The sequence below is a fragment of the Arthrobacter sp. USHLN218 genome (genome assembly GCF_037144715.1).
Taxonomy (GTDB): domain Bacteria; phylum Actinomycetota; class Actinomycetes; order Actinomycetales; family Micrococcaceae; genus Crystallibacter.
The window spans coordinates 176,367-200,881 of record NZ_JBBCYT010000001.1; the positions used below are offsets into that span (position 1 = coordinate 176,367).

Sequence of the window (24,515 nt, forward strand, 5' to 3'; positions counted from 1 at the left end):
GGCCCGGTTCAGGCGAGCCGGGCGGCACCGTCTGCTGGCGCAACCGGGAAGATGTCCGGCCGGGCGTGGCCCGCAGCCTGGAACGCATTTACGACGGCGTTTGCCACCGCGGCCGCGGACGACCGGGGGACCAGGGCAAGGGCCGAGCCGCCGAAGCCGCCGCCGGTCATGCGCGCCCCCAGGGCACCGCGCCCGAGGGCGGTGTCCACGGCGAGGTCGAGTTCCGGGCAGGAGACCTCGTAGTCGTCGCGCAGCGAGGCATGGCCGTGGGTGAGCAGCGGCCCGATGCTTCCCGGCCCGCAGGCCTCCAGCAGCTGCACGACCCTTTCCACCCGTTCGTTCTCCGTGACGACGTGGCGGGCCAGGCGGAAGGCCGGCGCATCCAGCCGCGCCTCGGCGCCCGCCAGGTCGTCGCCGGATAGCTCCCGAAGGGAGCCGACCCCCAGCAGGGCGGCGGCCCGTTCGCAGTCGCGGCGCCGCTCGGCATAGCCCCCGCCGGAATGGGCGTGGGTGACCTTGGTGTCCATCACGAGCAGGACCAGCCCGCTCTCCTGCAGCCGAAGCGGGACCGGACGGGTTGCGCCGCTGCGGAAATCCACCAGCAGGGCATGGCCCCGGCGCCCGCCTAGCGACGCCGTCTGGTCCAGGAGGCCGGTCGGCGCCCCGGCCATCTCGTTCTCCGCCCGGTGGCACAGCCGGGCCAGTCCGGCGCTCCCGAGCCCGGTGCCCAGCAGGTCGTCCAGGGCCGCCGCGACCGCGCACTCCACGGCCGCCGAGGAGGACAGTCCGGCCCCGAGGGGAACGTCCGTCTCCAGATGGAGGTCCAGGCCCGGCACCGGAAAGCCGGCGGCGGCGAAGGCCCAGACGACTCCCAGCGGGTAGGCCGCCCACCCGGACACCGCCCCGGGCGAGATCTCCGCGGCCGGCAGGCTCACGCCGTCGTTCTTGTCCGGCAGCGACGTGGACACCCGGACGGTCCCGTCCCGGCGGAGCGCCGCGGCGGCAACGGTCGAGCGGTCGATGGCCAGCGGAAGGGCCAGGCCCCGGTTGTAGTCCGTGTGCTCGCCGATCAGGTTGACGCGGCCGGGGGCTGCCCAGAGCCCCCCCGGGGCCGAACCGTAGCGCGTGGTGAAACCGGCCCGGGCGGCTGCCGCCAGCGCGCCTGTATGCGCGGTGGCGGCGGCCGAGCCCGTCACGCCGTCGCCGCCCCGCGGAGCCGGGCAGCAGTCTCTTCCGGCACCGTGTCGTTGATGAAGGCACCCATGGCGGCCTCGGAGCCGGCCAGGTACTTGAGCTTGTCGGCGGCACGGCGCGGCGAGGAGAGCTGCAGGTGCAGATGGCCGGCCGGGCGCAGTTCGGCGTCCACCGGCGCCTGGTGCCAGGCCGCGATGTAGGGCGTGGGGGAGTCATACAGCGCATCGAACCGGCGCAGGAGCTCCGGATACAGCTCTGCCAGCTCGTCGCGTTCCTCGCCGTGGAGCCCGGCCAGGTCCGCCACCTGGCGATGCGGCACCAGATGCACCTCCAGCGGCCAGCGCGCGGCGAACGGGACATAGGCGCTGAAGTGCTGCCCCTCGAGTACCATCCGCGAGCCGTCGGCGCGCTCGGCGGCGAGGATGGCGGCGGTCTGGCTCTCCAGGCCGCCGGACCGGAGGAAGTGCCGCCGGGCCTGTTTGGCCATCCGGACCGTGCGCGGGGGGACGTAGGGGTAGGCGTAGATCTGGCCGTGCGGGTGGTGCAGCGTGACGCCGATTTCCGCGCCGCGGTTCTCGAAGCAGAACACCTGCTGCACGCCGGGCAGGGCCGACAGCGCCTCGGTCCGCTGCGCCCAGGCATCGATCACCGTGCGCACCCGCTCGTAGGGAAGCCCGGAGAAGGACCCCGTATGGGAGTCGGTGAAGGCGATGACCTCGCAGCGGCCGTAGGCGGGTTCCGATACCTCGCCGACGTCGGGACCGGGATCAGCCGGGAGGATGCCGTGCTGCGGGCCGAAGGACGGGAACCGGTTTTCGAAGACCGCTACCTCGTAGCCGGTGGGGATTTCGGTCCGGCGGGCCCCGTCCGAGGGGCAGAGCGGGCACTCGTCCTCACTGGGAAGATGCGTGCGGTCCTGGCGGTGCGCGGCGACGGCGACCCATTCTCCGATCAGCTCGTCGAAGCGTACCTGGCCGGCGTCCGTGCTGCGGGCCGGCAGGCTCCGGCGGTCGCGGACCTGTTCCGGATCCCGGTGCCGCGCGGCGGCCTCCTCGCCGGCGTCGAAGTACAGAAGTTCCCGGCCATCCGACAGCCTGGTGGGGGTCATGATGGTCATCGCGGCTCCTGCGAGGATTCTCCGGTACGTTTTAGCTATGAGCCACCATACCTTTGCCACCGGCGAACAGTTCAGGATCGAGCGGGGCAACTCGTATGCGGTGATCACCGAGCTGGCCGGCTGCCTGCGCATTTTCGTGAAGGACGGCGTGCAGCTCACGGAGTCCTTTGACGATGGCGATATCCCGCCGGGCGCCTCCGGCGTCCTGCTCGCGCCGTGGCCGAACCGGGTGGCCAACGGCAAGTGGACCCTGGACGGCAAGATGCAGAAGCTGGACATCACCGAGCTGACGCGCGGACACGCCAGCCACGGCCTGCTGCGCAACACCGGCTACCGGCTGGTCGACCGCAGCGAGGACGCCGTGGAGCTGTCGGCCGAGATCTTCCCGCAGCACGGCTACCCGTTCCGCCTGACCCACGTCGTCCGGTACCGGATCGACGAGGCCGGGGACCTCGCAGTCACGCAGGAGCTGATCAACCACTCGGCGGCCGCCGCCCCGGTGGCGCTGGGTGCCCATCCCTACCTGCGGCTCGGGGACCTGGAGATCGCTGGCCTGACCTTGACCGTCCCGGGAGCCACGTTCCTGGTGGTGGACGAGACGCTCATTCCGTCCGGTTCCGCGCCGGTGGCCGGGGAGACGGACCTGCGGGGCGGTGCCGCCGTCGGGCCCTTGCGGAAGCTGGACCGCGCCTACACGGACCTGGCCACCGCGGACGGGCGGGCCGAGACGACCCTGGCCTCGGCCGACGGCCGCTCCGTCACGCTGTGGCAGGATGAGTCGTTCCCCTATGTGCAGGTTTTCGTAACCGATACCTTCCCCGGGCGCGCGCTGGCGGTCGCTCTCGAGCCCATGACGGCGCCGGCCAACGCGCTGAATTCCGGCGACGGGCTCGTCTGGCTCGAGCAGGGCGGCCGCTTCGGCGGCAGCTGGGGCATCAGCGCCCGGCTTCATCCAGCCGTAGCCGGCTGAGGATGTGAAATTATTGTCTCTATGAGTCGGCCTATCCCTGACAACACCCCGCAGGGCCCCGCCAGTCCTGCGCCGCGCGTGCCGGACTCGACGCGGGACGATGTTCCGTACGCGCTGCGGATCGCCGCGTCCTGGGCGTGGCGGATCGGCCTTGTCATCGTCGTGGTCGGGGTGCTCATTTGGCTGCTCAGCTACGTGTCCCTGCTGCTCATCCCCGTGATGATCGCGGCGCTGATGGCTGGCCTGCTGCAGCCGGTCGTGCGGTTCCTGCGCAAGGCCAAGGTGCCGAGGGGCCTGGCCGTCGGCATCACGATCCTGGGCTTCCTGGGCCTGGTCAGCGGGGCGCTATCGCTCGTGGGCCGGCAGCTCTACTTCGGTTTCCGCGAGCTGTGGGGCCAAGTGCTCGAGGGCGTGCGGCAGATCCAGACGTGGCTGATGGACGGACCGCTCCGCCTGACCTCGGCACAGCTGAACGACTACATCAACGACCTGCTGGTCCAGCTCCAGAACAACAGCAGCACCATTCTCTCCAGCGCCCTCACCGTGGGCTCCACGGCCGGGCACCTAGTGACCGGCCTGCTGCTGGCGATCTTCTCGCTCATCTTCTTCCTGCTCGACGGAGAGCGGATCTGGATGTTCCTCGTGGGCCTGATGCCCCGCCGCGCCCGTTCGGCCACCAACGGTGCAGGCCGCAAGGGCTGGACGTCGCTGGTCCAGTACATCCGCATCCAGGTGTTCGTCGCCGCCGTCGACGCCGTCGGCATCGGGGTCGGCGCGGCCATCATTGGCGTGCCGCTGGCCCTGCCGCTCGCCGTGTTGGTGTTCCTGGGCTCTTTCATCCCGATCGTCGGCGCCCTGGTCACCGGCTTCGTCGCCGTCCTGCTCGCGCTGGTCGCCAACGGATGGGTCAACGCCATCATCATGCTGGCCATCGTGCTGGGCGTCCAGCAGCTGGAAAGCCACGTGCTGCAGCCCCTGATCATGGGCAAGGCCGTCTCGCTGCACCCGCTCGCGGTGGTCCTGGCCGTCGCCGGCGGCACCATGGTCGCCGGCATCCCCGGCGCCCTGTTCGCCGTCCCGGTGATGGCCATCATGAATACCGTGGTCAAATACATTGCCGCGCGCGGCTGGGAGCACGACGACGCGCTGGGCGGCCGGCTGCGGCCCCCCGATCCCAGCCTGCAGGCCGAAGCCCGGACAGCACGGACGACCGCCAGAACCAAGCGCCAGAAGGAAGCCCCGGGCGGGGACGAGAGTGGCACCGCCAATGAGGACAGGAACGAACTGCCGAAATGATAGATCTGAAGACTTTGCCGGTCACCGTGGATGATGTGATGGACGCAGCCGAGCTGCTCGACGGCGTCATTGAGACCACCCCGATCGAGCAGTCCCGGGCCTTGGGACGGATGACCGGCTCCGACGTCTACTTCAAGTGCGAGAACCTCCAGCGCGCAGGATCGTTCAAGGTCCGCGGCGCCTACGTGCGCATGGCCAAGCTGAGCGAAGAAGAGAAGGCCCGCGGCGTCGTCGCGGCCTCGGCCGGCAACCATGCCCAGGGCGTCGCCGTCGCGGCCGCGCGCCTGGGCATCAAGGCACGGATCTACATGCCGCTCGGCGTCGCGCTCCCGAAGCTGGCCGCCACCCGAGGCCACGGCGCCGAGGTCGTGCTCCACGGCCACAACGTCGACGAGGCCCTCGCCGAGGCCCAGCGCTTCGCCGAGCAGTCCGGTGCCGTCTTCGTCCACCCGTTCGATAATGCCGACATCATTGCCGGCCAAGGCACCATCGGCCTCGAAATCCTCGACCAGATTCCCAACGTGGACACCATTGTCATGGGCGTGGGCGGAGGCGGGCTGCTGGCCGGCGTCGCCACCGCCGTCAAGGCCCGCGCCAAGGAACTTGGCCGGGAGATCCGGGTCATCGGCGTGCAGGCCGAAAACGCGGCGGCCTACCCGCCCTCCCTCGCCGCGGACGCGCTGGTCCCGCTGAAGAAGGTCTCCACCATGGCGGACGGCATCGCCGTGGGCCGTCCGGGCCAGCTGCCGTTCTCGATTATCCGGGAACTGGTCGACGACGTGGTCACGGTCAGCGAGGACGCCCTGGCCCGGGCCCTGATCTTCCTGCTCGAGCGTTCGAAGCTGGTGGTCGAGCCGGCCGGCGCCGTCGGCGTCGCGGCGCTGATGGAAGGCGTCATCGAGAACCCCGGCACCACCGCGGTGATCCTCTCCGGCGGCAACATCGACCCGATGCTGATGCTCAAGGTCATCCAGCGCGGCCTCTTCGCCTCCGGCCGGTTCCTCTCCGTGCGCATCATGCTCGACGACCGCCCCGGCTCCCTGGCCAAGATCTCGCGCATCATCGCCGAATCCGACGCCAACGTCACCCGCGTGGACCACACCCGGATCGGCGGCTCGATCAGTATGGGCGACGTGGCGATCACGATCGACATCGAGACGAAGGGCCACGAGCACTGCGAACTCGTGCTCGGCAGCCTTCGTGCAGAGGGCTTCCAGCCCGTCGTCGTGCACTAGGCCGTGCCTCAGGTGGAGCGCATTCAGTGAGCGAGGCCAGCCGGGCGTCCCGGGCCCGGCGCGCGCTCGGCGCCCTGCTCGGCATGGCAGGAGTGCTGTGGGCGGTCTTCCTGCTCACCCTGCTGGCCGGGAGCCAGATCTATTACTCGCTCGGCAACATCCCGCGCCGGGTCGAGGGCCTGGACGGCATCATCTTTTCGCCGCTGCTGCACGCCGACGTCAACCATCTGGCCAGCAATACGCTGCCCCTGGTGGTGCTGGGATTCCTGGTCTTCCTCGAAAGCGCCCGGCGCTTCGCCGCGGTCCTCGCCTCAAGCTGGCTGGTATCCGGGATCGGGGTCTGGCTGACGGGTCAGGGCCTGACGGTCGGGGCCTCCGGCATCGTGTTCGGCTTCCTCGCCTACCTCTTGGTCCGCGGGTTCTATAACCGCAGCTGGCGGCAGGTCCTGCTCGCCGTCGTCATTTTCGTCTTCTACGGCTCGGTGCTGCTGGGCCTATTGCCGACGGCGGGAGTAGGGGTCTCCTGGCAGGCGCACCTGTTCGGTGCTGCCGGGGGAGTGCTGGCCGCCGTCCTGATGCGCAAGGACCGCCTCCGAGGCCGCAGCCGGCAGCTGCGGTAGCAAAACGGGCACCAGCAGAGAGAAGCAAGAGGGCGGGCCGGGTGCTCCAGGAGCAACCGGCCCGCCCTCAGCCTGCCGCCCGGCGGTCCGGGGGCAACGCTGTAGATCACGCCCGTATTGTCCGGCGCGCCTGCTTAGCCTGCGTACGGCTTGGCGGAGATGATCTCCACCTTGATTTCCTTGCCGTTGGGCGCGGTGTAGGCGACGGTCTCGCCGGCCTTCTTGCCGTTGATCGCCGCGCCCAGCGGGGACTTCTCGCTGTAGACGTCGATGGCGGCGTCGCCGGCGACCTCGCGGCTGCCGAGCAGGAACGTCTCGGTGTCCCCGGCGATCTTTGCCTCCACGACCATGCCCGGTTCGACGACTCCGTCATCCGCGGGAGCGGCACCGACGTGGGCGTTCCGCAGCAGCTCTGTCAGCTGGCGGATGCGGGCCTCGGCCTTGCCCTGTTCCTCCTTGGCGGCGTGGTAGCCGCCGTTCTCCTTCAGGTCCCCCTCGGAACGGGCCTGCTCGATGCGGGCGACGATCTCCGTCCGGCCCGGGCCGGACAGATAATCCAGTTCAGCCTTCAGGCGGTCGTAAGACTCCTGAGTGAGCCAAGCCACGGATGCGCTGGATGTAGACACGTACTTCTCCTTAGTATGGCCTGAAGCGGCGGCTTCCCGCTGCCTCAGCATGGGTACTCCCTCGCCCGACGGGCCGCTGAGGGCCGCCACATCAAGCAAAGACCCCGCTCACTGGTGACTCGTTCATAACTGAATCGGCGAGACCACCGGATGGGCGGGGCAGAATGTATTGAATAAGTGTAGTCAGTCCGGAGGACATTTCCCAAGAACCCGGGCGATCCTGAAACACTCAGTGCACTTCTGCATGCCACGCGCGGCCATCCTGCCGGATGCCTGCCGGCGGCGCCGCAGCCCCCGTTGCCGTCGGTTCGCGGCCTGGTCAGGCGCTTCCCCGGCGGGGACAGCTACTTGACGATCCAGCAGGCGTTGACGCCGCCGGTGACGGAAGGCGATTCAGTCCTTAGCTGAATCCGGTGCACGGTGGTGCGTCCGCCGTCGTGCCCTTCACCTTCCGCGGCGGGACCGATGGTCGCGACCTTCCACCCGACCACGGCGTAGGTTTCGTTGAGGGCCTGGACGGCGCACTGGGCGGTCGCTTCCGGGTCCTTCGTGACCTGGAAATCAACGATGGCGTGGTGCGGGTCCGAAACATTGAAGCCGACGTCGGTGCCGGAGACGGCGGGCTTGCTCTGCACGAAGGCGAAGTAGCCGGCCAGCACGACAGCCACCGCCAGCACGGCGATCGCGATGCCGCGCTTGGCTCCGCGGCTCAGCCGCTGCTTTGGGGCCCCGTACCGATTGGCTACGCTTATCCCTGAAGAAGTAGGGTGCGTGGGAGTCGGGCCGGTAGTGCTCACGCCTACAACCTTACCGTGTTGCACGTTATGTCCGATCATCAGGAGTTTGAGTTGAGCATCCCCGCAGAAGCTGCCGAACGAGCCCCGGAAATGCGTAGCCGGGATGGGCTGCGCCTCCTGACGGTGCATGCCCATCCGGACGACGAGTCCAGCAAGGGGGCGGCCACCATGGCCAGCTACGCCGCCGCCGGCGTCGAGACCATGGTCGTCACCTGCACCGGCGGCGAACGGGGGGACATCCTTAACGCGCAGGCCGCGTCCGAGCCGCACGCGCTGCGGGACCTGCCCGGACTCCGGCGGCGGGAGATGGCCAAGGCCGCCCGCGAACTCGGTGTCGCCCACCGCTGGCTGGGCTTCGTCGATTCCGGCCTCCCGGAGGGCGATCCGTTGCCGCCGCTGCCGTTCGGCAGCTTCGCGACCCTGCCGCTGGAGCGGGCGGCCGCCCCGCTGGTGCGGCTGGTCCGGTCCTTCAAACCGCACGTCATCATCAGCTACGACGAGAACGGCGGCTACCCGCACCCGGACCACATCATGGCGCACAAGGTCGCGGTCGAGGCCTACCACGCCGCCGCGGACCCGGAGCGTTACCCGGAGGCCGGCGAGACGTGGATTCCGCTGAAGCTCTACTACGACCGGGCCTTCAATCCGGAGCGTTTCCGGGCCTTGCACTTCGCCCTGGAGGAAGCCGGCCTGCAGTCGCCCTACGCCGCGCGCCTGGCCGCCTGGCAGGAGGCGGACGCGGAGGGCCATCAGCCCCCGATGCCGACGCACCGGACCACGACCCAGATCGACTGCGGGGACTACTTCGAGCACCGGGACCGCGCCCTGCTCTCGCATCGGACCCAGATCGAGCCCGAAGGGTTCTTCTTCGCCGTATCGCCGGACATGCAGCGCAGGATCTGGCCGTGGGAGGACTACACCCTCGTGGACGCGAGGGTGGAGACGACGCTGCCTGAAACCGACTTCTTTGCGGGCATACGATAGAGGAAGCTAGCCCCTGAACTTCCGGACCGCCGCCGCGGTCCGGTCCTTGCCAGAAAGAGATCCATCTTGCATTTGCTGCACCTGCTCGCCGCCGCCGGACCCAGCGGGGAACCGACTCTGAAGCCGGGGCTGGACCCGAACCAGGTCACGCCCGGCCCGTGGGGCTTCTTCATCACCTTCGGACTCGCCGTCGTGGTGATCCTGCTGATCTGGGATATGAGCCGGCGTATCCGCAGGGTGCGGTACCGCGAGCAGATGGAGCAGGATGCGCAGCGAGCCGGAGCCGAGGGGGAGCGGGCGCCTTCCGCGTCCGACGGCGGAAGCGCACCTGCCGCGTCCGGCCGCGGGGAGCGCAGGGAAACCGAGGAAGAGCGCCAGCGCCGCCTGGACCGGGAGCTCAATGACAAGGTGACGGGCCGCAGGGATCCGGGTTCGCCGGCGGACGGCACGTCCGGACGCCGTCCGACCGACGACGGACCCACCGGGAGCTGACCATGGCCGGCAGACTGCGCAGCGAAGCCTCAGCCTACCTGCGGCAGCATGCCGGAAATCCCGTCGACTGGTGGCCTTTCGGCGACCAGGCCTTCGAACAGGCACGTCTGCGCGACGTGCCTGTTTTCGTTTCAGTAGGCTATGCCGCCTGCCACTGGTGCCACGTCATGGCGCACGAATCGTTCGAGGACCAGGCGACTGCGGACTACCTCAACGAACACTTCGTGAGCATCAAGGTCGACCGCGAGGAGCGGCCGGACGTGGACGCCGTCTACATGGCGGCGACCCAGGCGATGACCGGCCAGGGCGGCTGGCCCATGAGCGTCTTCACTCTGCCGGACGGCCGCGCTTTCTACGCCGGACCCTACTACCCGCCCCGGCCGGCACCGGGCATGCCATCGTTCCGGCAGCTGCTGGAGGCCGTCGAGGACGCCTGGCGTCAGCGCCGGCCCAGCGTGGAGGCCAGCGCGGCCGCCCTCGTCGAGGTCCTCGAAGGCGCCGCGGACAACAACCGCAAGCTGATGGGCAACCTCCTGCCGTTCGACCCGGACGAGAGGCCGACCGCGCTTGGCCTTCCGCACACGATGCTCGATGACGCCGTCCAGGTATTGGCCGGAGAAGAAGACCCGGACTTTGGCGGGTTTGGAGATGTGCCGAAGTTCCCGCCGTCGGCCATCATCCAGTTCCTGCTCCGCCGCGCCGCCGCCGTCCGGCGCGGGACGGAGGGCCCGGCACCCGGCGAGGACCGCGAGGACAGGGAATCCGCCCAGGAACCCGCCCTCGGCCTGGCCGAGCGGACGCTGGAGGCCATGGCGACCTCGGCCCTCTATGACCAGCTCGAGGGCGGCTTCGCGCGCTACGCCGTCGACCGGCAGTGGTCCGTGCCGCACTTCGAGAAGATGCTCTACGACAACGTGCAGCTGCTTCGGGCCTACGCACAATGGGCCGTCCAGACAGGCCCAGGGGCCGATCGCGACTTCGCCTGCGCGGTCGCCGCCGGAACGGCCGACTGGATGATCGGCCGGCTCGGCCTGCCCGGCGGGGGCTTCGCCTCGTCACTCGACGCCGACACCGTGATCGAGGGCCGGCATCAGGAGGGCGGCACCTACCTGTGGAGCGTCGAACAGTTGCGGGATGCGGTTGGCGAGGATGCCGAGTGGGTCGCGGACGTGATGGGAATCGGCGACGCGGGGACCGTGACTGGGACCGGCTCGCCGCTGCATCCCGGACGACGGCTGGACGCGGAGGAGCAGCGGCGGTGGGACGGGATCAGGCCGGTGCTGCTCGCGGTCCGCAACCGGCGGCCGCAGCCGGCCCGGGACGAGAAGGTCGTAGCGGGCTGGAACGGCCTCGCCATCGCCGCGCTGGCGGAAACCGCCGGGCTCCTTGGCCGCAAGGACCTGCTGGCGGCTGCCGTCAAGGCGGCGGAGTACGTCCTGCAGGTCCACCTCGACGACGCCGGAACGCTCCTGCGGGTTTCCCACGACGGCTCGGCCGGGGCGGTCCAGGGGCTCCTAGAGGACTACGCCGGCTTCGCCGAAGGACTCTTCGCGCTGTATGCCGCTACCGGTGATGACCGCTGGTACTTGCGCGCCGAACAACTGGTCCTGGACGCCGAGCGGACCTTCCTCAACGACGGCGTCCTCGGCGACACCGCCAGCAAGCCGAGCCAGCTGGCCGCGGCCAGCGGACCAGCCAATCCCGCCGATCCGTTCGAAACCGCAACGCCGAGCGGCACCAACCTGCTGGCCGGGGTGCTGCTGACCTATGCCGGCTACAGCGGCTCGACCAGGCACCGGCAGTTGGCCGAGCGGCTGCTGCAGTATCTTGAGCGCGTTGCCCCGAAGGTTCCCCGGGTAGCGGGATGGGGGCTGGCCGTCGCCGAAGCGATGCGGGCGGGACCGGTGGAACTGGCGGTCGTCGGGGAGCCCGAGCTGGCGGCGGCGCTGGTCGCCGCCGCGAAGGCCACCGGCAGCCCCGGCCTGGTCATCGCAGTGCGGAAGGGCGGCGCGGCCTCACAGGCCCAGGCACAGGAACCGACCGGCGCCGGGGCGGAATCCCCTGGAACGGCTGCCGAACGTGTGCCCCTCCTTCGGGGCAAGCCCGCCCCGGACTCCGGTGCCTTGGCATATGTGTGCCGAGGGATGGTCTGCCGGCGCCCTGTCGCCACCGTGGATGGGCTGATCGCCGAGCTGTCCTCAGTCAGGTAACGACCGCAACCGAGGCAAGCGGGAGTTTGTCGCCACGGGCTGAGTGGTCAGTTCGCGTGAGGCTGCAAGTGCGCCGCACACGAATGTCCGAGGGCAGATCGGCTGTGCGCTGGGCGCACTTAGGCGTCGGCATCCAGGCCTTTGTCAGAAGGGCGGTGGTTCGTCGGGACCGCAGTTGTGGTGGTGCCCCGCGTCGCGCGGCGTGCCCGCGTTGGTTTGGTCTGGCGGGTTGGGCGCGCCGGTGGGTGGCGGGAGGGCCGCGGGCCGCGCCTGTGCTGGGTTTCCCTGTCCGGCGGGTCCGGCTGGTTGGGTGTGGCCGGTTTGTTGGGGTTGTTGGTGCTTGCGTTGGTAGTAGGCGCGGAGTTTGGTGTTGATGGTGTGGATTTCGTGGCGTTCGAGGATGCTGGCGAGTTCTTCGGGCGGGGTGTGGACCAGGGGTTCGGGTCTGGTCGGGTAGCTGATTCCGGCCGGGGAGGTCCAGTCGAATTCGCCCGGGTTTGGTTGTTGGAGGTTCCAGTCGGTTTCGGTTTTGAGCCGGTGGTGGCGTTTGCATTCGGGGCCGAGGTTGTCGGTATCGGTGGAGCCGCCCTCGGCCCAGCCGATCGTGTGGTCGAGTTCGCAGTGCTCGCTGGAACGGGAGCAGCCGTAGAACGTGCATTTCTCGTAGAGCAGGCGCAGGTAGCGGCGCTGCGCCGCGGTGGGACGGTACTGTTTGCGGTCCATGGCCAGGACCGCGCCGGTGACCGGATCGGTCAGGACGCGGGTGAACGAGGGCGCGTTCGCGGCCAGCCGGGCGGCGGCCTCGATCGGGATCGGCCCGTAGCCGTCGAGGTGGGCCGGTTCCTGGCCGAGGCCGAGCAGGGTCAGGGCGGGGATGGTCAGCGCGACGGTGGGCACGATCCCGTACCCGGCGCCCGGAGGCAGCCCGCCGTCCAGGGCAGGGTGTTCCCGCAGGTCCCCGGGCCCCGCCGCCGGATGAAAAGCCTCGGTAGGGCCTCCGGCACCGATGGCAGCTTCGGTAGCGCCCGGGCCCTCGGCGCCGGCCGTGGCGCCGGCGTCGGAAGCGCCCGGGCCCTCGGTGCCGGGGGCGGGTGCTACCGCTGGCGGGGGCTGCGGTTTGGGGGTGCTGCTGAGCAGGAGGTGGGTGAGGGCGTCGGCGCGCAGTTGGGTCAGGGTGCGGAGCTCTTCGGGGCCTTGGACGGAGAGCGCGATGGCCTGGACGTGGTTGAACGCGGCGACGGCGGTTTCCGCGGGCAGGTAGGCGGAGAGCCAGGCCATGCCGTCGTAGTCGGGCTTGAGCTCGAGGTGGCGGTCGGCTGCTTTTTTCGCGCGGCGGGCGGTGATGGTTTCGGGGTGGCGTTTTTCACGGAGGGTTCTTGCGCGGCGGCGCAGGCTGCCGGTGGAGCATACCGGGGCGAGGTCGAGGAGTTCGTGTTCGAATCCGGGCCGGGCCCGGGGCGGCAGCGAGGTGGTTTCGTCGGTGATGATCGCGGCCTGTACTCCGGTCAGGTGGCCTTGTTCGAGGGTTTCGAGGGTGGCGGGGCATTCCCCGGCGATGGTCCGGGCGTAGTTGATCCGGATCGCGGCGGTCCTTTCCGGGATCTGCAGGGCGGCGGCGGCTTCGGCGACGGCCGCGGCTTCGGCCAGGTGTTCGTCCGGGGTGCCCGGCCCGAGTGGCGGGGGCCAGCCGTGGGGCTGTTCGTTCACGGCCTCGCGGACCAGGGCGTTGAGCAGGCGCAGGATGCGGGCCTCGAGCCAGGCAGAGGCGCGGCGGGCGGCGATGAGTTCGTGCGCGGCTTCCTCGTAGAGCAGGCGGGACGGCTCGCGGGAGCCCAGCAGGGGCAGCAGGTCTCTGATCTGCCCGGACCGGGCCGGCAGGACCGGCTCCCAGGCCGGGGGCGTGAACGCGCCGCGGGCGGCGGCCCACGGGTCTTCCTCCGGCGGTGCGTCATGGCCGGTCAGCACGTAGAGCGGGATCGGGGTATCCGGGGCGTCGAGGGGGATGCCCTCGGCATCCACGGCCTCGCCCTCCTCCCAGGAATGCTCCTCCCACGGCGGCCGGCACGAGAACGGGTCCGTCGGCCGCAGACCCACCCCGCAGACACCGACCGCGGGGCCGGAATCGGGCCGGTCGCAGGAGGCGGCAGGTTCACCCGGGTCGGGCGTTGTCGCAGCGGCGTCAGGGGACCCGTCCGGGCGGGGCCGGGAGTCTCCGGAGCCGTGGCGAGGCTCCGGAGACTCTCCGTTCGGACGTTCCGCTGATGTGTTCGCCATCACATAATTCTAGTCGAAGACATCTTCGATGGCTACGGGTGTGGATAACCACCAAGCTGACATTCGTGCGTCTGGGGTGGTGCAGGACGGTGTTTGGGGCTGGCCAGCGTCGGGGCTTGGAGTCGGCCGGAGCGCGGCATGGGGAAGCAGCTTGGCGCTGGCCAGCGTCGGCGCTTTGAGGGTCGGGCTGGAGCGCGGCTTGCGGAGATAGCTTGGCGCTGCTCAGGGACGGGGCTTGGGGGTGGCTAGAGCCGGGGCCCTGGAGCTGGCTTGGGGCCCGGTGGGAATCGGGCAGGGGTGCGGTTTGGCCGAGCCTCGGGAACGGGCTAGGACAGGGCTGGCAGGGAGTGCCTCCGGGCCTCGGATGATTAGGACTGGTCGAGGACGGCGAGCATGATGGCGGCGAAGTGGCAGCTGAAGGCTACGACGGTGAAGGCATGGAAGAGCTCGTGGAATCCGAACCAGGTGACCGAGAAGTTGGGCTTTTTGATGCCGTAGAAGACGGCGCCGGCGATGTAGAACACGCCTCCCACAATGACGAGGACGGCGGCGGCGGCGTTGGCGGCGAAGAAGTCCGGCACATAGAAGAGCGCGGCGAGGCCGAGGGCGCAGTAGATCGGCACGTACAGCCAGCGCGGCGCGTGCGTCCAGATGACGCGGAAGGCGACGCCGGCGATGGCGCCGCACCAGATGAGCCACAGCAGGAGTGTTGCCTGGGACGGCTCGAGCAGCGCCCAGGCCAACGGGGTATATGTGCCGGCGATGACCAGCATGATGTTGCTGTGGTCGAGCCGTTTGAGGACCAGCTTGGTTTTCGGCTGCCAGTTCCCGCGGTGGTAGACGGCGCTGACGCCGAAGAGGAGCAGGCCCGTGACTGCGTAGATGGCGGAGGTCGTCTTTCCCGCCGCCGTGGGGGCGAGGGTGACGAGGACAATTCCCGCGATGAGGGCCAGCGGTGTGGCTCCCGCATGCAGCCAGCCTCGGAATTTGGGCTTGATGTTGAGGGCGTCGGCAAGGCTCTCGACGGCCGTTTCAACAGGGCCGTCTATGCGATCCGGACCCCCGGCCGGTTGGGTCGAAGGGACTGGGCGGCTGGGGTTCATGGGCCGATTCTACCGCCGCCGAAGGGCACCGGATTGCCGGCCGGTAACAGCCGGAACATAGCGGTCATGGGCGGCGCGGAACGGGCCGCGTCGGTTCCGTCGGGGTCGAGGCGATAGAATCTTTCCCGGTGTCCGCTGTCCGGCGGCAGTCCTCGAAAGCGGTAATGGAAAGGCGGGAGCGGTTTGAGATTCCCCGCAGTTGCCTACCGCATGTACGAGCGCCGGCTGCAGCGTTCCCTGGCCGCAGACCGCATTCCCCGGCACATCGGCGTCGTTGTTGATGGCAACCGCCGGTGGGCAAAGCTGGCGGGAAGCCCCACTCGCGAGGGCCACCAGGCCGGTGCCGACAAGATCCTCGAGTTCCTTGGCTGGTGCGATGAGCTCGGCGTCAAGGTCGTCACGCTGTACATGCTCTCGACCGACAACATGAACCGCTCCAGCGAGGAGCTGGACCAGCTGATGGGCATCATCGCCAACACGCTGGACCGGCTGGGCGAGGGCAAGAACGTCCGGGTGCGGCCGGTGGGTGCGCTCGAGACGCTGCCGGCGTACTTGTCCGGCAAGCTGCGCGCGCTGGCGGAGCAGACGGCCGATGTCCAGGGCGTGCACGTGAACGTCGCCGTCGGCTACGGCGGCCGGCAGGAGATCGTGGACGCGGTCAAGGAACTGCTCCGGACTGCCGGGAAGGCCGGCCGCGACGTCGAATCCGTGGCTGAGACCCTGGATGTCGACGACATTTCCCGCTACCTCTACACAAGGGGGCTGCCGGACCCGGACCTGGTCATCCGCACCTCGGGGGAGCAGCGGCTCTCCGGCTTCCTGATGTGGCAGAGCGCGTACAGCGAGTACTACTTCTGCGAGGCGCTGTGGCCGGATTTCCGCCGGCTGGATTTCCTGCGGGCGCTGCGCGATTACGCGAGCCGGCAGCGGCGCTTCGGCGCCTGAAGCCTGCGTCCGGTTTCCCGGATTCCGCGTATCCGGCCGGCTCCTGCGGCGGGTGGAAGCTGCCGCCGCGTCCAGCCCTGACGACGGCGGGTGGCCCGTTTCCGTGGCCCGGCCGCGTTCACAGGGAATTTACCCAATTGTCCCGCCGCGGGCATTGTGTACCCGAATTACAGGGGCGTAATTTGGGGGTATCAGTCAGCAACCCCGCCGATTGATCGGAAGGTCGCCACATGCAGAAGCGTGGGGGGAGGCCGGTACCGGCCAGGTGGCCTCACCGCGTCGCCCCAATCCGAACGATTCGGAGCGTCTGCGCTCCGGACGGGAGTTAATGTGGCCACCTTTGAAATGACCAGTCAAGCTGCCAAGACCGGCCGCGCGGCGAAGGAACCTGATGTTTCCGCCGCTGCCGCCGGTCTTCTTGTTTCCGGCCCGGAAACGGGAGCGCCGTCCCCCGAAGCGGGGCAATGGCCGGGCAGCCCGAGCGGCGAGGCGGCCTCCGGCCCGGAGGGGCAGTCCGGCGAAGCGGCGGGGCCGACGGCCCAGTCCTTCGTGCTCGATACGTCGGTGCTGCTGTCCGACCCGCTGGCCCTGAAACGTTTCGCCGAGCACGAGGTGATCCTGCCCGTCGTGGTGATCACCGAGTTGGAGGGCAAGCGGCACGATCCGGAACTGGGCTACTTCGCCCGGAAGGCGCTGCGCCTGCTGGATGACCTGCGGGTCGAACACGGCTGCCTGAACCACGCGATCCCTCTCGGGGAAGAGGGCGGATCGCTGCGGGTGGAGCTGAACCACATTTCGCCGGACGTGCTGCCCGCGGGCTTCCGCGGCGGCGACCACGACAGCCGGATCCTGGCGGTGGCGAAGAACCTCGCCGACGAGGGCAAGAACGTCACGGTGGTCTCCAAGGACCTGCCGATGCGCGTGAAGGCCTCCGCGATGGGGCTGCAGGCGGACGAGTACCGCAATGAGCTGGTGAAGGACTCGGGCTGGACCGGGGTCGCGGAGCTGGAGGTCTTCGAGGACGACGTGAACGCCCTCTACAACCACGAGCCGGTGTTCATCCCGGCCGCGGCCGAAATGCCGAGCAACACCGGCCTGGTCCTCCTGTCCAACCGCGGCTCCGCGCTGGGCCGCGTCGGAGCCGACAAGCAGGTCCGCCTGGTCAAGGGGGACCGCGACGTCTTCGGGCTGCACGGCCGCTCGGCGGAACAGCGGCTCGCGATCGACCTGCTGATGGACCAGGAGGTCGGTATCGTTTCCCTCGGCGGCCGCGCCGGCACCGGCAAGTCGGCGCTGGCCCTCTGCGCCGGCCTGGAAGCCGTGCTGGAGCGCCGCGAGCACCGTAAGGTGGTGGTCTTCCGGCCGCTGTACGCCGTGGGCGGCCAGGAGCTGGGCTACCTCCCGGGCTCCGAGTCGGAGAAGATGAACCCCTGGGCGCAGGCCGTCTTCGACACCCTGGGCGCCCTGGTGTCCACCGAGGTGGTCGAGGAAGTGATGGACCGCGGCATGCTCGAGGTCCTTCCGCTCACCCACATCCGCGGCCGCTCGCTCCATGACGCGTTCGTGATCGTCGACGAGGCGCAGTCCCTGGAGAAGAACGTCCTGCTGACAGTCATGAGCCGGATCGGCCAGAACTCGAAGATCGTGTTGACCCACGATGTCGCGCAGCGGGACAATCTCCGGGTCGGACGGCACGACGGTATCGCCGCCGTCGTCGAAACCCTCAAGGGCCATCCGCTCTTCGGCCACATCACCCTGACGCGGTCCGAGCGGTCGCCGATCGCGGCGCTGGTGACCGAGCTGCTCGAGGGCGCGGAAATCTAGGCAGGCTGCACGCCGAGGAAGCGGGCCGCCTCAGGGTGGCCCGCAACCTCGAGTGTCCATTCCGGCCTCCGGAAGTCCTCCGGCACCAGGCGCATGCGCTGCATGTTGGTGACCTGGCTGCGGCCGCTGGAATGGCGCCAGATCCCGTTGGGCCTGTAGCCAAGCGACCGGGACACGGCCAGCGACGCCTTGTTGAAGTCCATTGCCTCGCTCTCCGCGACCTCCGCGCCGAGGTAGTCGAAGGCATAACCGACGACGGCGGCGCGCATCCGGGTGCCGAAGCCTTGCCCCTGTGCCGATCGCCTGAGCCAGGAGCCGGTGCTGACGGTCCGGGTCTCGGCGAAGCTCGAGGCGAGCAGTTCCTGGCAGCCCAGGAATTCGCCGCCGCGCCACACGCCGAACAGGAGCGACCAGCTGCCCGGGCTGGTTTTCGAGCGCAGCTGCCAGACATGCATGGCGGTGTTGCGCGGCAGGTCTTCGGGCGGAACGTCGGTCCACGGGAACGCAAACGGCGACTCGCCGGGTTCGTGGATGCCGCTCAGGACGGCGTCGACCAGCGGCGGGAGATCGTCATCGGCGACCGGACGCAGCGTCAGGTCTCCGGCACCCAGGGTCAGGCCGAAGAGCGGCCACAGCTCGGTCAGTCGCGTCATCTCCCCTGTGTATCACGCGGGAAGCCTGACCAGGACCTCCGTTCCCTGTCCGGGCGCCGAATGCAGCGACAACGTCCCTCCGGCCGCCTGCACCGTGTCCTGCAGGATCTGCAGGCCGAAGTGCCCCGCCCGTTCGGCGGCCTCCGGCGCGAACCCCTCGCCGTCGTCGTACACGGCAAGCTCAAGGTGCCCGGAGGGGGTACGCGTGAGCGAAACGCTGACCAGGCTCGCGCCCGCGGCGTGCTTGACGGCGTTGGTGACGGCCTCCCGGGCCGCCCGGTACAGCAACGCGGACTGCTGCTCGTCGGCCTCCGGCGCCCCGTGCAGCCTCAGCGACCAGGCCATGCTGCGGGCGCGCACCGGGTCGCCGAGCCGTTCAAGGGCCCCGGCCAGGCCGAGGGCCGCCAGGTCGGGCGGATAGAGCTCCGTGGTGATGCCGCGCAGGGTGCTGATATTGTCCTGCACCAGCATGCGCGTGCGGCCCAGGAACTCCCGGCCGGGCGGGCGGTCCTGCAGCTCATAGGATTCGAGCGAGTAGGCCAGTCCGGAGAGGTCCTGGATCACCTCGTCGTGCAGGTCGCGGGCGAGCCGCTGGCGCTCCACCTCGGAGGCGTCGATGGCCTGCTGGAGCAGCGCCCTCTTGGTGGCGTTGTCCCGCTGCAGGCGCTGGGCCATGCGCAGGGCGGGCACCAGCTGGACCAGCTGCAGCACGGCCAGCGCGCCGAGGATCGGCGGGAGGATGCCCAGCATCATGCCCCGCTGGTCCGCCTCAACCTCGTCCGCCGTGTAGTAGATCTCGAAGATGATCGGCTCCCCGGCGGCGCTGTTCGTGCCGACGTACACCTCGACGAGCTTGCCGGAACCGGCCTCCAGTTGGTTCTCGGACTCGCTCTGCTCCTCGAAATGGGCGAAGCCGGGGCCGCCGGCCAGCAGCTGGTCGGAGCCTTCCGGCAGGCCGAAGTTCTGGCCGATCAGCGAATGCTGGTCCGAGTAGAGGATGGTGCCGTCACTGGACCAGATCTTGATCCGCATGATCGCGTTGCGTTCGAACCGCGGAGCGAGCAGGCGGTCCATCCAGGCCAGGTCTTCCGGATGGCGCTCCACCAGATGTTCGGTGACGAAGGGGCCGACGGCGAAGTCCGCGGTTCCCTGCGTGCGCTGGATCGCGTGGTCCAGCGCCTGGTCGCGCGCGATCGCGCTGGCACCGAACACCACCGGCACCACCACGATCAGCAGCGTTGCGAAGGTGCTGATCGCGAAGCGCCGCATGGCCTTATGCAGTTCCGAACGGTCAGCGCGGTCCGAGCCGAACCCGGCAGGATCGGACCGGCTGACGAAACGAGCGAAGCGGGCCGGCATCCTGCGCCGGGCACGCCGGCGCGTCCCGTTGCCGGGTCTGCTGCCCGGTTCCGGATCGCGCTGCTCGGGTGTTCGGACCTCGAGCGTGCTACTCATGGTGGCCGGAGGCCAGCAGCCCCAGCCGGCCGGCGACGGCGACAGCTTCCAATTGCGTGTGCGCGTCCAGTTTCGCAAGGATGGACTTCACGTAGCCGCGGCAGGTGTTTTCCGTGATGCCCAGATGCTTGGCATTGGCCCGCACATCATGCCCCTGGGCCATCAGCGTCAGCACCTGCCGTTCCCGCGTGGTCAACGCGGGCGCGTCCGGCTGCTCCGGCACCGTCTGCTTGCCGATCATGGCGAGCAGCGACGGATGGATCACCATCGATCCGCTCCTGGCGTGCCGCAGGGTGTCCAGCAGGGTGGTCAGCGACCCGTCCTTCGGCAGGAAGCCGCAGATCCCCGACCCGGCCGCCTGCGCCAGGATGTCCGCGGCGGCATTGCCGGTGAGCATGATGATCCTGGTGTCCGGACGGTCCGCCAGGATCTCGCGGGCCGCATCCAGCCCGTTGCCGTCCGGCAGGTGGTAATCCATGACCACTACGTCCGGCTGTTCCGCCCGGCACAGGGCGATGCCTTCCCGGACACCGCTGGCGGTGCCGGCATTCTCCAAATCCTCCTGCCGGTCCAAAGCGTCCGACAGCAGTTCCGCAAATGTCGTATGGTCATCGACGACCACGACTCGGGACGTATCCCGCATTCCTTCTTCGGCCATAGCAAGTCCCCAACCCAAGCCCCCCGACACGGTCATAATGCAGTATGCGCCATGGCTGAACCGATGTACATAGCCGCGGATGGCGGGCCGCGCCGCCACAAGGGTCGATGACGCCTTGTGACGGCGCGGCCGGTCCCGTTTGCCTCAAGCCAAGTACGACGGCGCCGGCGCACCTTTGCGCTTAGGCGTTGGCCAGGGCGCGGTTCAGGAAGGTGCTGATGACCCTGCCGGCCCGTTCGTGCCCGGCGCCCGCCGGGAATGAGCGGGACTTGACCGGAACCGCCGCCCGGGCGGCCGGCTGCAGCGGACGGCTGTGCATCTGGTCATTGAGGTACAGCAGAGCCTCGAGTACTTCCGACAGGTCTCCGTCGGAAGCCGCCGTGGCCTGCAGCAGCCGGGCGTGCGCGGCGCGGAGGCCCGGGCCCGGAGTGCAGCCGAGGTCGCGGTCGAGCAGCCGGCGGCACTTGTCGTAGGCCTGCAGCCCCTCGGAGTAGCGGCCGGCCGCCTCGTAGCCGCTGACCAGGGCGGACCAGGCCCGCTCGTTCAGCGGCTCGGCGGCCACGGCCTGCTGGCTCCAGTGCACCGCCTTATCGGCCTGGCCCGAGGCGCGTGCCGCCTCCGCCGCCATGACCTGCAGGGCCGTGACGTCGGCGGCGTGGTTCTCCCGCGCCTCTTCGGCCCATTCCGGTGCGAGCTCGTCGCTGAGCAGCGGTCCGGTGGCCAGGGCCAGCGCCTCGACCAGCAGCGGATAGGCCTCGGCGGGCGTGCTCTGCTCGGCGCGGAGCATCAGCGCGTTGAACCGGTGCAGGTCCAGGTCCACCAGCGACTGCTCCAGCACGTAGCCGCCGTTCGCGGTGCGCAGCGGCCCGGTCTTCGCGCAGCCCGGCTGCAGGTTGCGCCGCAGCACGCTGACATAGCTTTCCAAGGTTGCCAACGCTTCGCCGGGTGCGCGGCCGCCCCAGAGAAGATCGATGAGCCGGTCCTTGGAGACCGGTGTGCCCAGGTTCAGCAGCAGGATCTCGAAGATCTGCCTGGGCTTCGGGCCGCCCAGCGAGGCCGCGGTCAAGACCGATTCACCCCGATGGACCTGCAGGTTGCCAATGATTTTGACGGAAATGGGCATAGCATGCCCGGCTGACATTTGCTCCACGACGTCCCCCTCGTAGTAAGCACCCCCAACGAATGCTGGTTCCATAGTGCTGGTTGGTGATACGAGTAACAACCCCCAATTTGCCCCAACCCGCCCCCTAATGTTGGGGGGTGGCGCGGATCTCCGTTTATCGGTTCACCGCCCAAGGGTTTTCCCAATAGGCCGGGGCGATGGTTGTTGAACCTGCAGCAGCGGCCGCCGGGCAGGACGGATGTCCGGCAACCGCGCAGGTGGCGTCAGACGGCGCCAGCCGATGAAAGAACCCGGGCCTCGGCATCGCCCCCAAACGCCGGGGCCCGGGCTTTTCTTTGGGCGGCTCTTTCGATCGGTCTTCCGCCTTCTGCTTTCCGGCTTTCACGCTTTTCCGCCAACCGGCCCGGACCCCGCGGGCTCAGGGCGGCCCGGGCTGCAGCGGCCAGGGGATATGGGCGCGCACGTCGGTGAGGTTCATGCTCACTTCAACGAAGAGGTCGTCCAGCATGTACTCGTCGACGCCGTGGATGGCCAGGCTGTGGCCGGCGCCCGCGGCGGGCCCGTCCATGGCGAGGCTGTAGACGCAGACGGCGGTCTCCCAGTCGAGCCGCACCAAAGTCCTGCCGGGCGCGAGAAGCGGATGACCGGCGTCGTACGGGCGGTAGCCCTGGTTCGGGGAGAGGACGGCTTCCAGCACCCGGCGGCCTTCGTGCTCTGCCTCGGCGACGCTCAGCAGCTCCGCCACGTTGGCATACGGCGTCTCGAAGGACACGGGCGCCGGGCCGGCCAGCTCGACCGGGTCCAGCATGGACGACCACCGGCCGTTGCCGAAGACGGGTTCGCCGTAGGCGGCCTCGGGACGGCGGCGGACGAAGCCCTCGTCGGTGTAGACCGGGTGGACCAGCTGCGGAGGCAGCAGCCAGGAGCGGCGGGTGGCGCTGACGTAGAAATCGTCCTTGGAGTCGTTGATGTCCTTGGTGCTGTAGAGCAGAAGGCCGTCGAGCGATTCGACGCGCAGCGCATTCGGCCTGCGGGCCCAGGCGCGAAGACCGTCCGCAGCCGAACCGTCCTGGCCTTCGGAACCGGCGGGCAATGCGTGGTATTCGAAGCGCAGGCTCTGCCAGCGCCAAGGCGAGGAACGGCACAGGCAGCGGAAGCGTTCTGCGTCCGTCGGGCTGACCATATCCACAGTGTAGGTCTTCGCCTCCGGCTGTGTGCCGGCGGTGAAGTACGTTGGGACCATGCTCCTGGAACTGGCGCGGCTGTGGCCGGCGTACCCGCTCGCGTTCATCGCGCTGCTGGGCGCCGGGGCCTACCTGCTGGTCATCGGGGCGAGGCTGAGCTGGATCGACTTGCGCACCCACCGGCTGCCCAACCGGATCGTCTTTCCGGCCTACCCGGTGGCGGGCGTGCTGCTGGGCACGGCGGCGCTCGCCGGTGGCGAGCCGGGCCGATTGTGGGGGCTGGCGGCCGGCGGGGCGCTGCTGTGGCTCTTCTACTTTGCCGTCCGGTTCGTGTATCCGGCCGGGATGGGCTTCGGGGACGTCAAGCTGGCCGGCGTGCTGGGGCTGTACCTGGGCTACGTGGATTGGGTCCTGTTGCTGTGGGGGACGTTCGCGGCGTTCCTGCTCGGCGGCCTGTACGGGATCGCGATGGTGGCGATGCGCCGGGCCGGCCTGAAATCGACCATTCCGTTCGGCCCGTTCATGATCGCAGGCGCGCTGCTGGTGCTTACGCTACCGGCGTCGGGGTGAGTCCGGCTGCGCTGGCCGGCAGGCGCCGGACAGTAGGCTGGAGAAATGCCCACCCCTGACTTCATCCTTGAGCTGCGCAAGAAAATCGGCCACGACCTGCTCTGGCTGCCCGGCACCACCGCCGTGGTGCTTGACGGGGAGGACCGGGTGCTGCTCGGCCGGCGCGCCGACAACGGGGTGTGGACGCTGATCACCGGCATCCTCGAGCCGGGGGAGCAGCCGGCGGTGGGCATGGCCCGCGAGATCTTCGAGGAGACCTCGGTGGTGGCGGAGGTTGAATACCTGGCCGAGGTCTATTCGGGCGGGCCGATGGAGTTCGTCAACGGCGACCGGGCGCAGTTCCTGACGCTGAACTTCCGCTGCCGCTACGTCTCCGGCGAGGCGAAGGTGAACGACGACGAGTCCTCCGAGGTGGGCTGGTTCCGGCTCGATGACCTGCCGCCGCTGCCGCCGTACCACCAGGACCGGCTGCAGGCGGCGCTGCGCTCCACGGGCGTTCCGGAGTTCGTCCGCTGATCCGGGCAATGGTTGCATGCCGCCCCCGCGGCGGATACATTACGAGCCATGTCTGAAGGACAGGAACCGGGGGATTCCGCTTCACGCCGTCTGGGGGAACAGCGGGCGCCGGAGCGCACCATGCCGCGCCGGCCGCAGATGTCGGACCTGACGCCGGCGCCGATCCACGCGCGCATCCCGCCGCCAGGGACCGTTAAGGCGGCGCGGGCGGCATGGATACTGAGTTTCCTCACGGCGGCGCTGATGGGGACGATCGCCTACTTCGCCAGGGACGAGGAACTGGAGCGGCTGCGCCAGCTGATCAACGGGATGCAGCAGGCGGATGCGGACACGCTGCACGCCGTCGCGTCCGCGGTACTCTGGGGCAGCCTGGCCGTCATGGGACTGGTGGTGCTGGTGGAGATGGTGCTCCTGGCCGTGCTGATGCGCCGGCGCGGCGGCGTCCGGTGGATCCAGCTGGGAGTCCTGCTGCTCCACGGCGGCGCCACGGTGCTGGCCGACGCCGTCCTGGTGGACGTCGCCGAGCAGGGACTCTATCTTCGCGTGCTGCTCCTGGCCCAGCTTGCGCTCGCCGCCGCCGGGCTGCTGATCAGCCTGCTGCCGGGGGCGGAGCGCTGGTTCCGGGCCACGCACGAGCCGACCCGCCGCAGGCTGCTCTGACGCTCGCTG

Annotated in this window: 23 protein-coding genes; 12 read left to right on the forward strand and 11 right to left on the reverse strand. The window is 69.5% G+C overall.

Translation table 11 applies throughout. The annotated features are described in order from the left end of the window. Window positions 1-8 precede the first annotated feature (8 nt). A complete protein-coding gene (galK, locus tag WFH44_RS00845) occupies window positions 9-1,196 on the reverse strand; it encodes a galactokinase (RefSeq protein WP_336710964.1) in 1,188 nt (395 codons plus the stop codon). Then, on the reverse strand, window positions 1,193-2,311 hold the full coding sequence (gene galT, locus WFH44_RS00850; protein WP_336710966.1) for a galactose-1-phosphate uridylyltransferase: 1,119 nt from the start codon (window positions 2,309-2,311) through the stop codon (window positions 1,193-1,195). The genes galK and galT overlap by 4 nt, the downstream gene beginning before the upstream one ends. Window positions 2,312-2,348: 37 nt before the next feature. On the opposite strand from galT, the gene WFH44_RS00855 reads away from it, so the two are divergent. Genes WFH44_RS00855 through WFH44_RS00870 form a run of 4 tightly spaced genes read left to right on the forward strand, consistent with a single transcriptional unit; the run spans window position 2,349 to window position 6,432 of the window. Next, window positions 2,349-3,281, forward strand: coding sequence for an aldose 1-epimerase family protein (locus WFH44_RS00855; RefSeq protein ID WP_336710968.1), 933 nt, complete (start codon window positions 2,349-2,351; stop codon window positions 3,279-3,281). Window positions 3,282-3,302: 21 nt separating this feature from the next. Continuing rightward, entirely contained in the window at window positions 3,303-4,577 is a 1,275-nt protein-coding gene (locus WFH44_RS00860; protein WP_336710972.1) for an AI-2E family transporter, read from the forward strand. Then, window positions 4,574-5,812, forward strand: a complete 1,239-nt coding sequence (gene ilvA / locus WFH44_RS00865; RefSeq protein WP_336710973.1) for a threonine ammonia-lyase — start codon at window positions 4,574-4,576, stop codon at window positions 5,810-5,812. Before WFH44_RS00860 ends, ilvA begins: the two co-directional genes overlap by 4 nt. Before the next feature lie 26 nt (window positions 5,813-5,838). Next, window positions 5,839-6,432: a rhomboid family intramembrane serine protease gene (locus WFH44_RS00870; RefSeq protein ID WP_336710976.1), complete on the forward strand. Its 594-nt coding sequence runs from the start codon at window positions 5,839-5,841 to the stop codon at window positions 6,430-6,432. Between the two features lie 134 nt (window positions 6,433-6,566). On the opposite strand, the gene greA is transcribed toward WFH44_RS00870, so the two are convergent. Next, window positions 6,567-7,058, reverse strand: coding sequence for a transcription elongation factor GreA (greA, locus tag WFH44_RS00875; protein ID WP_336710978.1), 492 nt, complete (start codon window positions 7,056-7,058; stop codon window positions 6,567-6,569). A gap of 344 nt (window positions 7,059-7,402) precedes the next feature. Beyond that, on the reverse strand, window positions 7,403-7,855 hold the full coding sequence (locus WFH44_RS00880) for a DUF4307 domain-containing protein (protein WP_336710981.1): 453 nt from the start codon (window positions 7,853-7,855) through the stop codon (window positions 7,403-7,405). A gap of 90 nt (window positions 7,856-7,945) precedes the next feature. Between WFH44_RS00880 and mca the strand changes: the two genes are divergently transcribed. From mca to WFH44_RS00895, 3 genes are all read left to right on the forward strand, one after another. Next, window positions 7,946-8,839: a mycothiol conjugate amidase Mca gene (gene mca / locus WFH44_RS00885; protein ID WP_336711783.1), complete on the forward strand. Its 894-nt coding sequence runs from the start codon at window positions 7,946-7,948 to the stop codon at window positions 8,837-8,839. Between the two features lie 66 nt (window positions 8,840-8,905). After that, window positions 8,906-9,331 carry a hypothetical protein gene (locus WFH44_RS00890; protein WP_336710982.1) on the forward strand — a complete coding sequence of 142 codons (426 nt, stop codon included), beginning with the start codon at window positions 8,906-8,908 and terminating at the stop codon, window positions 9,329-9,331. 2 nt (window positions 9,332-9,333) lie between these two features. Beyond that, window positions 9,334-11,541: a thioredoxin domain-containing protein gene (locus tag WFH44_RS00895; RefSeq protein WP_336710983.1), complete on the forward strand. Its 2,208-nt coding sequence runs from the start codon at window positions 9,334-9,336 to the stop codon at window positions 11,539-11,541. A gap of 144 nt (window positions 11,542-11,685) precedes the next feature. Here the strand turns inward: WFH44_RS00895 and WFH44_RS00900 are convergent, their stop codons facing one another. Both WFH44_RS00900 and trhA read right to left on the reverse strand, forming a co-directional pair. Next, window positions 11,686-13,815, reverse strand: a complete 2,130-nt coding sequence (locus WFH44_RS00900; RefSeq protein WP_336710985.1) for an HNH endonuclease signature motif containing protein — start codon at window positions 13,813-13,815, stop codon at window positions 11,686-11,688. A 368-nt stretch (window positions 13,816-14,183) separates the two neighbouring features. Continuing rightward, the gene (gene trhA, locus WFH44_RS00905) at window positions 14,184-14,918 is read right to left on the reverse strand and encodes a PAQR family membrane homeostasis protein TrhA (RefSeq protein WP_336710988.1); all 735 of its coding nucleotides are present in this window, start codon (window positions 14,916-14,918) and stop codon (window positions 14,184-14,186) included. 183 nt (window positions 14,919-15,101) lie between these two features. Here trhA and WFH44_RS00910 point away from each other — a divergent pair, with 183 nt between their 5' ends. Both WFH44_RS00910 and WFH44_RS00915 read left to right on the forward strand, forming a co-directional pair. Continuing rightward, window positions 15,102-15,863: an isoprenyl transferase gene (locus WFH44_RS00910; protein ID WP_336710989.1), complete on the forward strand. Its 762-nt coding sequence runs from the start codon at window positions 15,102-15,104 to the stop codon at window positions 15,861-15,863. A gap of 330 nt (window positions 15,864-16,193) precedes the next feature. Beyond that, window positions 16,194-17,687: a PhoH family protein gene (locus tag WFH44_RS00915; protein WP_336710991.1), complete on the forward strand. Its 1,494-nt coding sequence runs from the start codon at window positions 16,194-16,196 to the stop codon at window positions 17,685-17,687. Here the strand turns inward: WFH44_RS00915 and WFH44_RS00920 are convergent. The 5 genes from WFH44_RS00920 to WFH44_RS00940 all read right to left on the reverse strand — a co-directional run bounded on the left by WFH44_RS00920 (window position 17,684) and on the right by WFH44_RS00940 (window position 22,759). Next, entirely contained in the window at window positions 17,684-18,340 is a 657-nt protein-coding gene (locus WFH44_RS00920) for a GNAT family N-acetyltransferase (RefSeq protein WP_336710994.1), read from the reverse strand. The genes WFH44_RS00915 and WFH44_RS00920 overlap by 4 nt on opposite strands. A gap of 12 nt (window positions 18,341-18,352) precedes the next feature. Beyond that, window positions 18,353-19,795, reverse strand: coding sequence for a sensor histidine kinase (locus WFH44_RS00925; RefSeq protein ID WP_336710997.1), 1,443 nt, complete (start codon window positions 19,793-19,795; stop codon window positions 18,353-18,355). Beyond that, a complete protein-coding gene (locus WFH44_RS00930) occupies window positions 19,788-20,453 on the reverse strand; it encodes a response regulator transcription factor (RefSeq protein ID WP_336710999.1) in 666 nt (221 codons plus the stop codon). The genes WFH44_RS00925 and WFH44_RS00930 overlap by 8 nt, the downstream gene beginning before the upstream one ends. Before the next feature lie 181 nt (window positions 20,454-20,634). Continuing rightward, window positions 20,635-21,576, reverse strand: coding sequence for an AfsR/SARP family transcriptional regulator (locus WFH44_RS00935; RefSeq protein WP_336711001.1), 942 nt, complete (start codon window positions 21,574-21,576; stop codon window positions 20,635-20,637). Window positions 21,577-21,994: 418 nt separating this feature from the next. Then, window positions 21,995-22,759 carry a hypothetical protein gene (locus WFH44_RS00940; protein WP_336711785.1) on the reverse strand — a complete coding sequence of 255 codons (765 nt, stop codon included), beginning with the start codon at window positions 22,757-22,759 and terminating at the stop codon, window positions 21,995-21,997. A gap of 58 nt (window positions 22,760-22,817) precedes the next feature. Here WFH44_RS00940 and WFH44_RS00945 point away from each other — a divergent pair, with 58 nt between their 5' ends. From WFH44_RS00945 to WFH44_RS00955, 3 genes are read left to right on the forward strand one after another with little or no spacing between them, the layout of a single operon-like run. Continuing rightward, complete coding sequence (locus WFH44_RS00945) at window positions 22,818-23,330, forward strand: prepilin peptidase (protein WP_336711006.1); 513 nt, start codon at window positions 22,818-22,820, stop codon at window positions 23,328-23,330. A gap of 45 nt (window positions 23,331-23,375) precedes the next feature. Next, window positions 23,376-23,846, forward strand: a complete 471-nt coding sequence (locus tag WFH44_RS00950) for an NUDIX hydrolase (RefSeq protein ID WP_336711008.1) — start codon at window positions 23,376-23,378, stop codon at window positions 23,844-23,846. Between the two features lie 48 nt (window positions 23,847-23,894). Next, window positions 23,895-24,506, forward strand: coding sequence for a hypothetical protein (locus tag WFH44_RS00955; RefSeq protein WP_336711011.1), 612 nt, complete (start codon window positions 23,895-23,897; stop codon window positions 24,504-24,506). Window positions 24,507-24,515: the final 9 nt, after the last annotated feature.

What these genes read in the sequence shown, in the direction of transcription:
- galT (WP_336710966.1), bottom strand. Translation starts at nt 2,311, where the DNA reads ATGACCATCATGACCCCCACCAGGCTGTCGGATGGCCGGGAACTTCTG.
- WFH44_RS00855 (WP_336710968.1), top strand. Translation starts at nt 2,349, where the DNA reads ATGAGCCACCATACCTTTGCCACCGGCGAACAGTTCAGGATCGAGCGG.
- WFH44_RS00860 (WP_336710972.1), top strand. Translation starts at nt 3,303, where the DNA reads ATGAGTCGGCCTATCCCTGACAACACCCCGCAGGGCCCCGCCAGTCCT.
- ilvA (WP_336710973.1), top strand. Translation starts at nt 4,574, where the DNA reads ATGATAGATCTGAAGACTTTGCCGGTCACCGTGGATGATGTGATGGAC.
- mca (WP_336711783.1), top strand. Translation starts at nt 7,946, where the DNA reads ATGCGTAGCCGGGATGGGCTGCGCCTCCTGACGGTGCATGCCCATCCG.
- WFH44_RS00895 (WP_336710983.1), top strand. Translation starts at nt 9,334, where the DNA reads ATGGCCGGCAGACTGCGCAGCGAAGCCTCAGCCTACCTGCGGCAGCAT.
- WFH44_RS00900 (WP_336710985.1), bottom strand. Translation starts at nt 13,815, where the DNA reads ATGGCGAACACATCAGCGGAACGTCCGAACGGAGAGTCTCCGGAGCCT.
- trhA (WP_336710988.1), bottom strand. Translation starts at nt 14,918, where the DNA reads ATGAACCCCAGCCGCCCAGTCCCTTCGACCCAACCGGCCGGGGGTCCG.
- WFH44_RS00920 (WP_336710994.1), bottom strand. Translation starts at nt 18,340, where the DNA reads ATGACGCGACTGACCGAGCTGTGGCCGCTCTTCGGCCTGACCCTGGGT.
- WFH44_RS00925 (WP_336710997.1), bottom strand. Translation starts at nt 19,795, where the DNA reads ATGAGTAGCACGCTCGAGGTCCGAACACCCGAGCAGCGCGATCCGGAA.
- WFH44_RS00930 (WP_336710999.1), bottom strand. Translation starts at nt 20,453, where the DNA reads ATGGCCGAAGAAGGAATGCGGGATACGTCCCGAGTCGTGGTCGTCGAT.
- WFH44_RS00935 (WP_336711001.1), bottom strand. Translation starts at nt 21,576, where the DNA reads ATGCCCATTTCCGTCAAAATCATTGGCAACCTGCAGGTCCATCGGGGT.
- WFH44_RS00940 (WP_336711785.1), bottom strand. Translation starts at nt 22,759, where the DNA reads ATGGTCAGCCCGACGGACGCAGAACGCTTCCGCTGCCTGTGCCGTTCC.
- WFH44_RS00945 (WP_336711006.1), top strand. Translation starts at nt 22,818, where the DNA reads ATGCTCCTGGAACTGGCGCGGCTGTGGCCGGCGTACCCGCTCGCGTTC.
- WFH44_RS00950 (WP_336711008.1), top strand. Translation starts at nt 23,376, where the DNA reads ATGCCCACCCCTGACTTCATCCTTGAGCTGCGCAAGAAAATCGGCCAC.
- WFH44_RS00955 (WP_336711011.1), top strand. Translation starts at nt 23,895, where the DNA reads ATGTCTGAAGGACAGGAACCGGGGGATTCCGCTTCACGCCGTCTGGGG.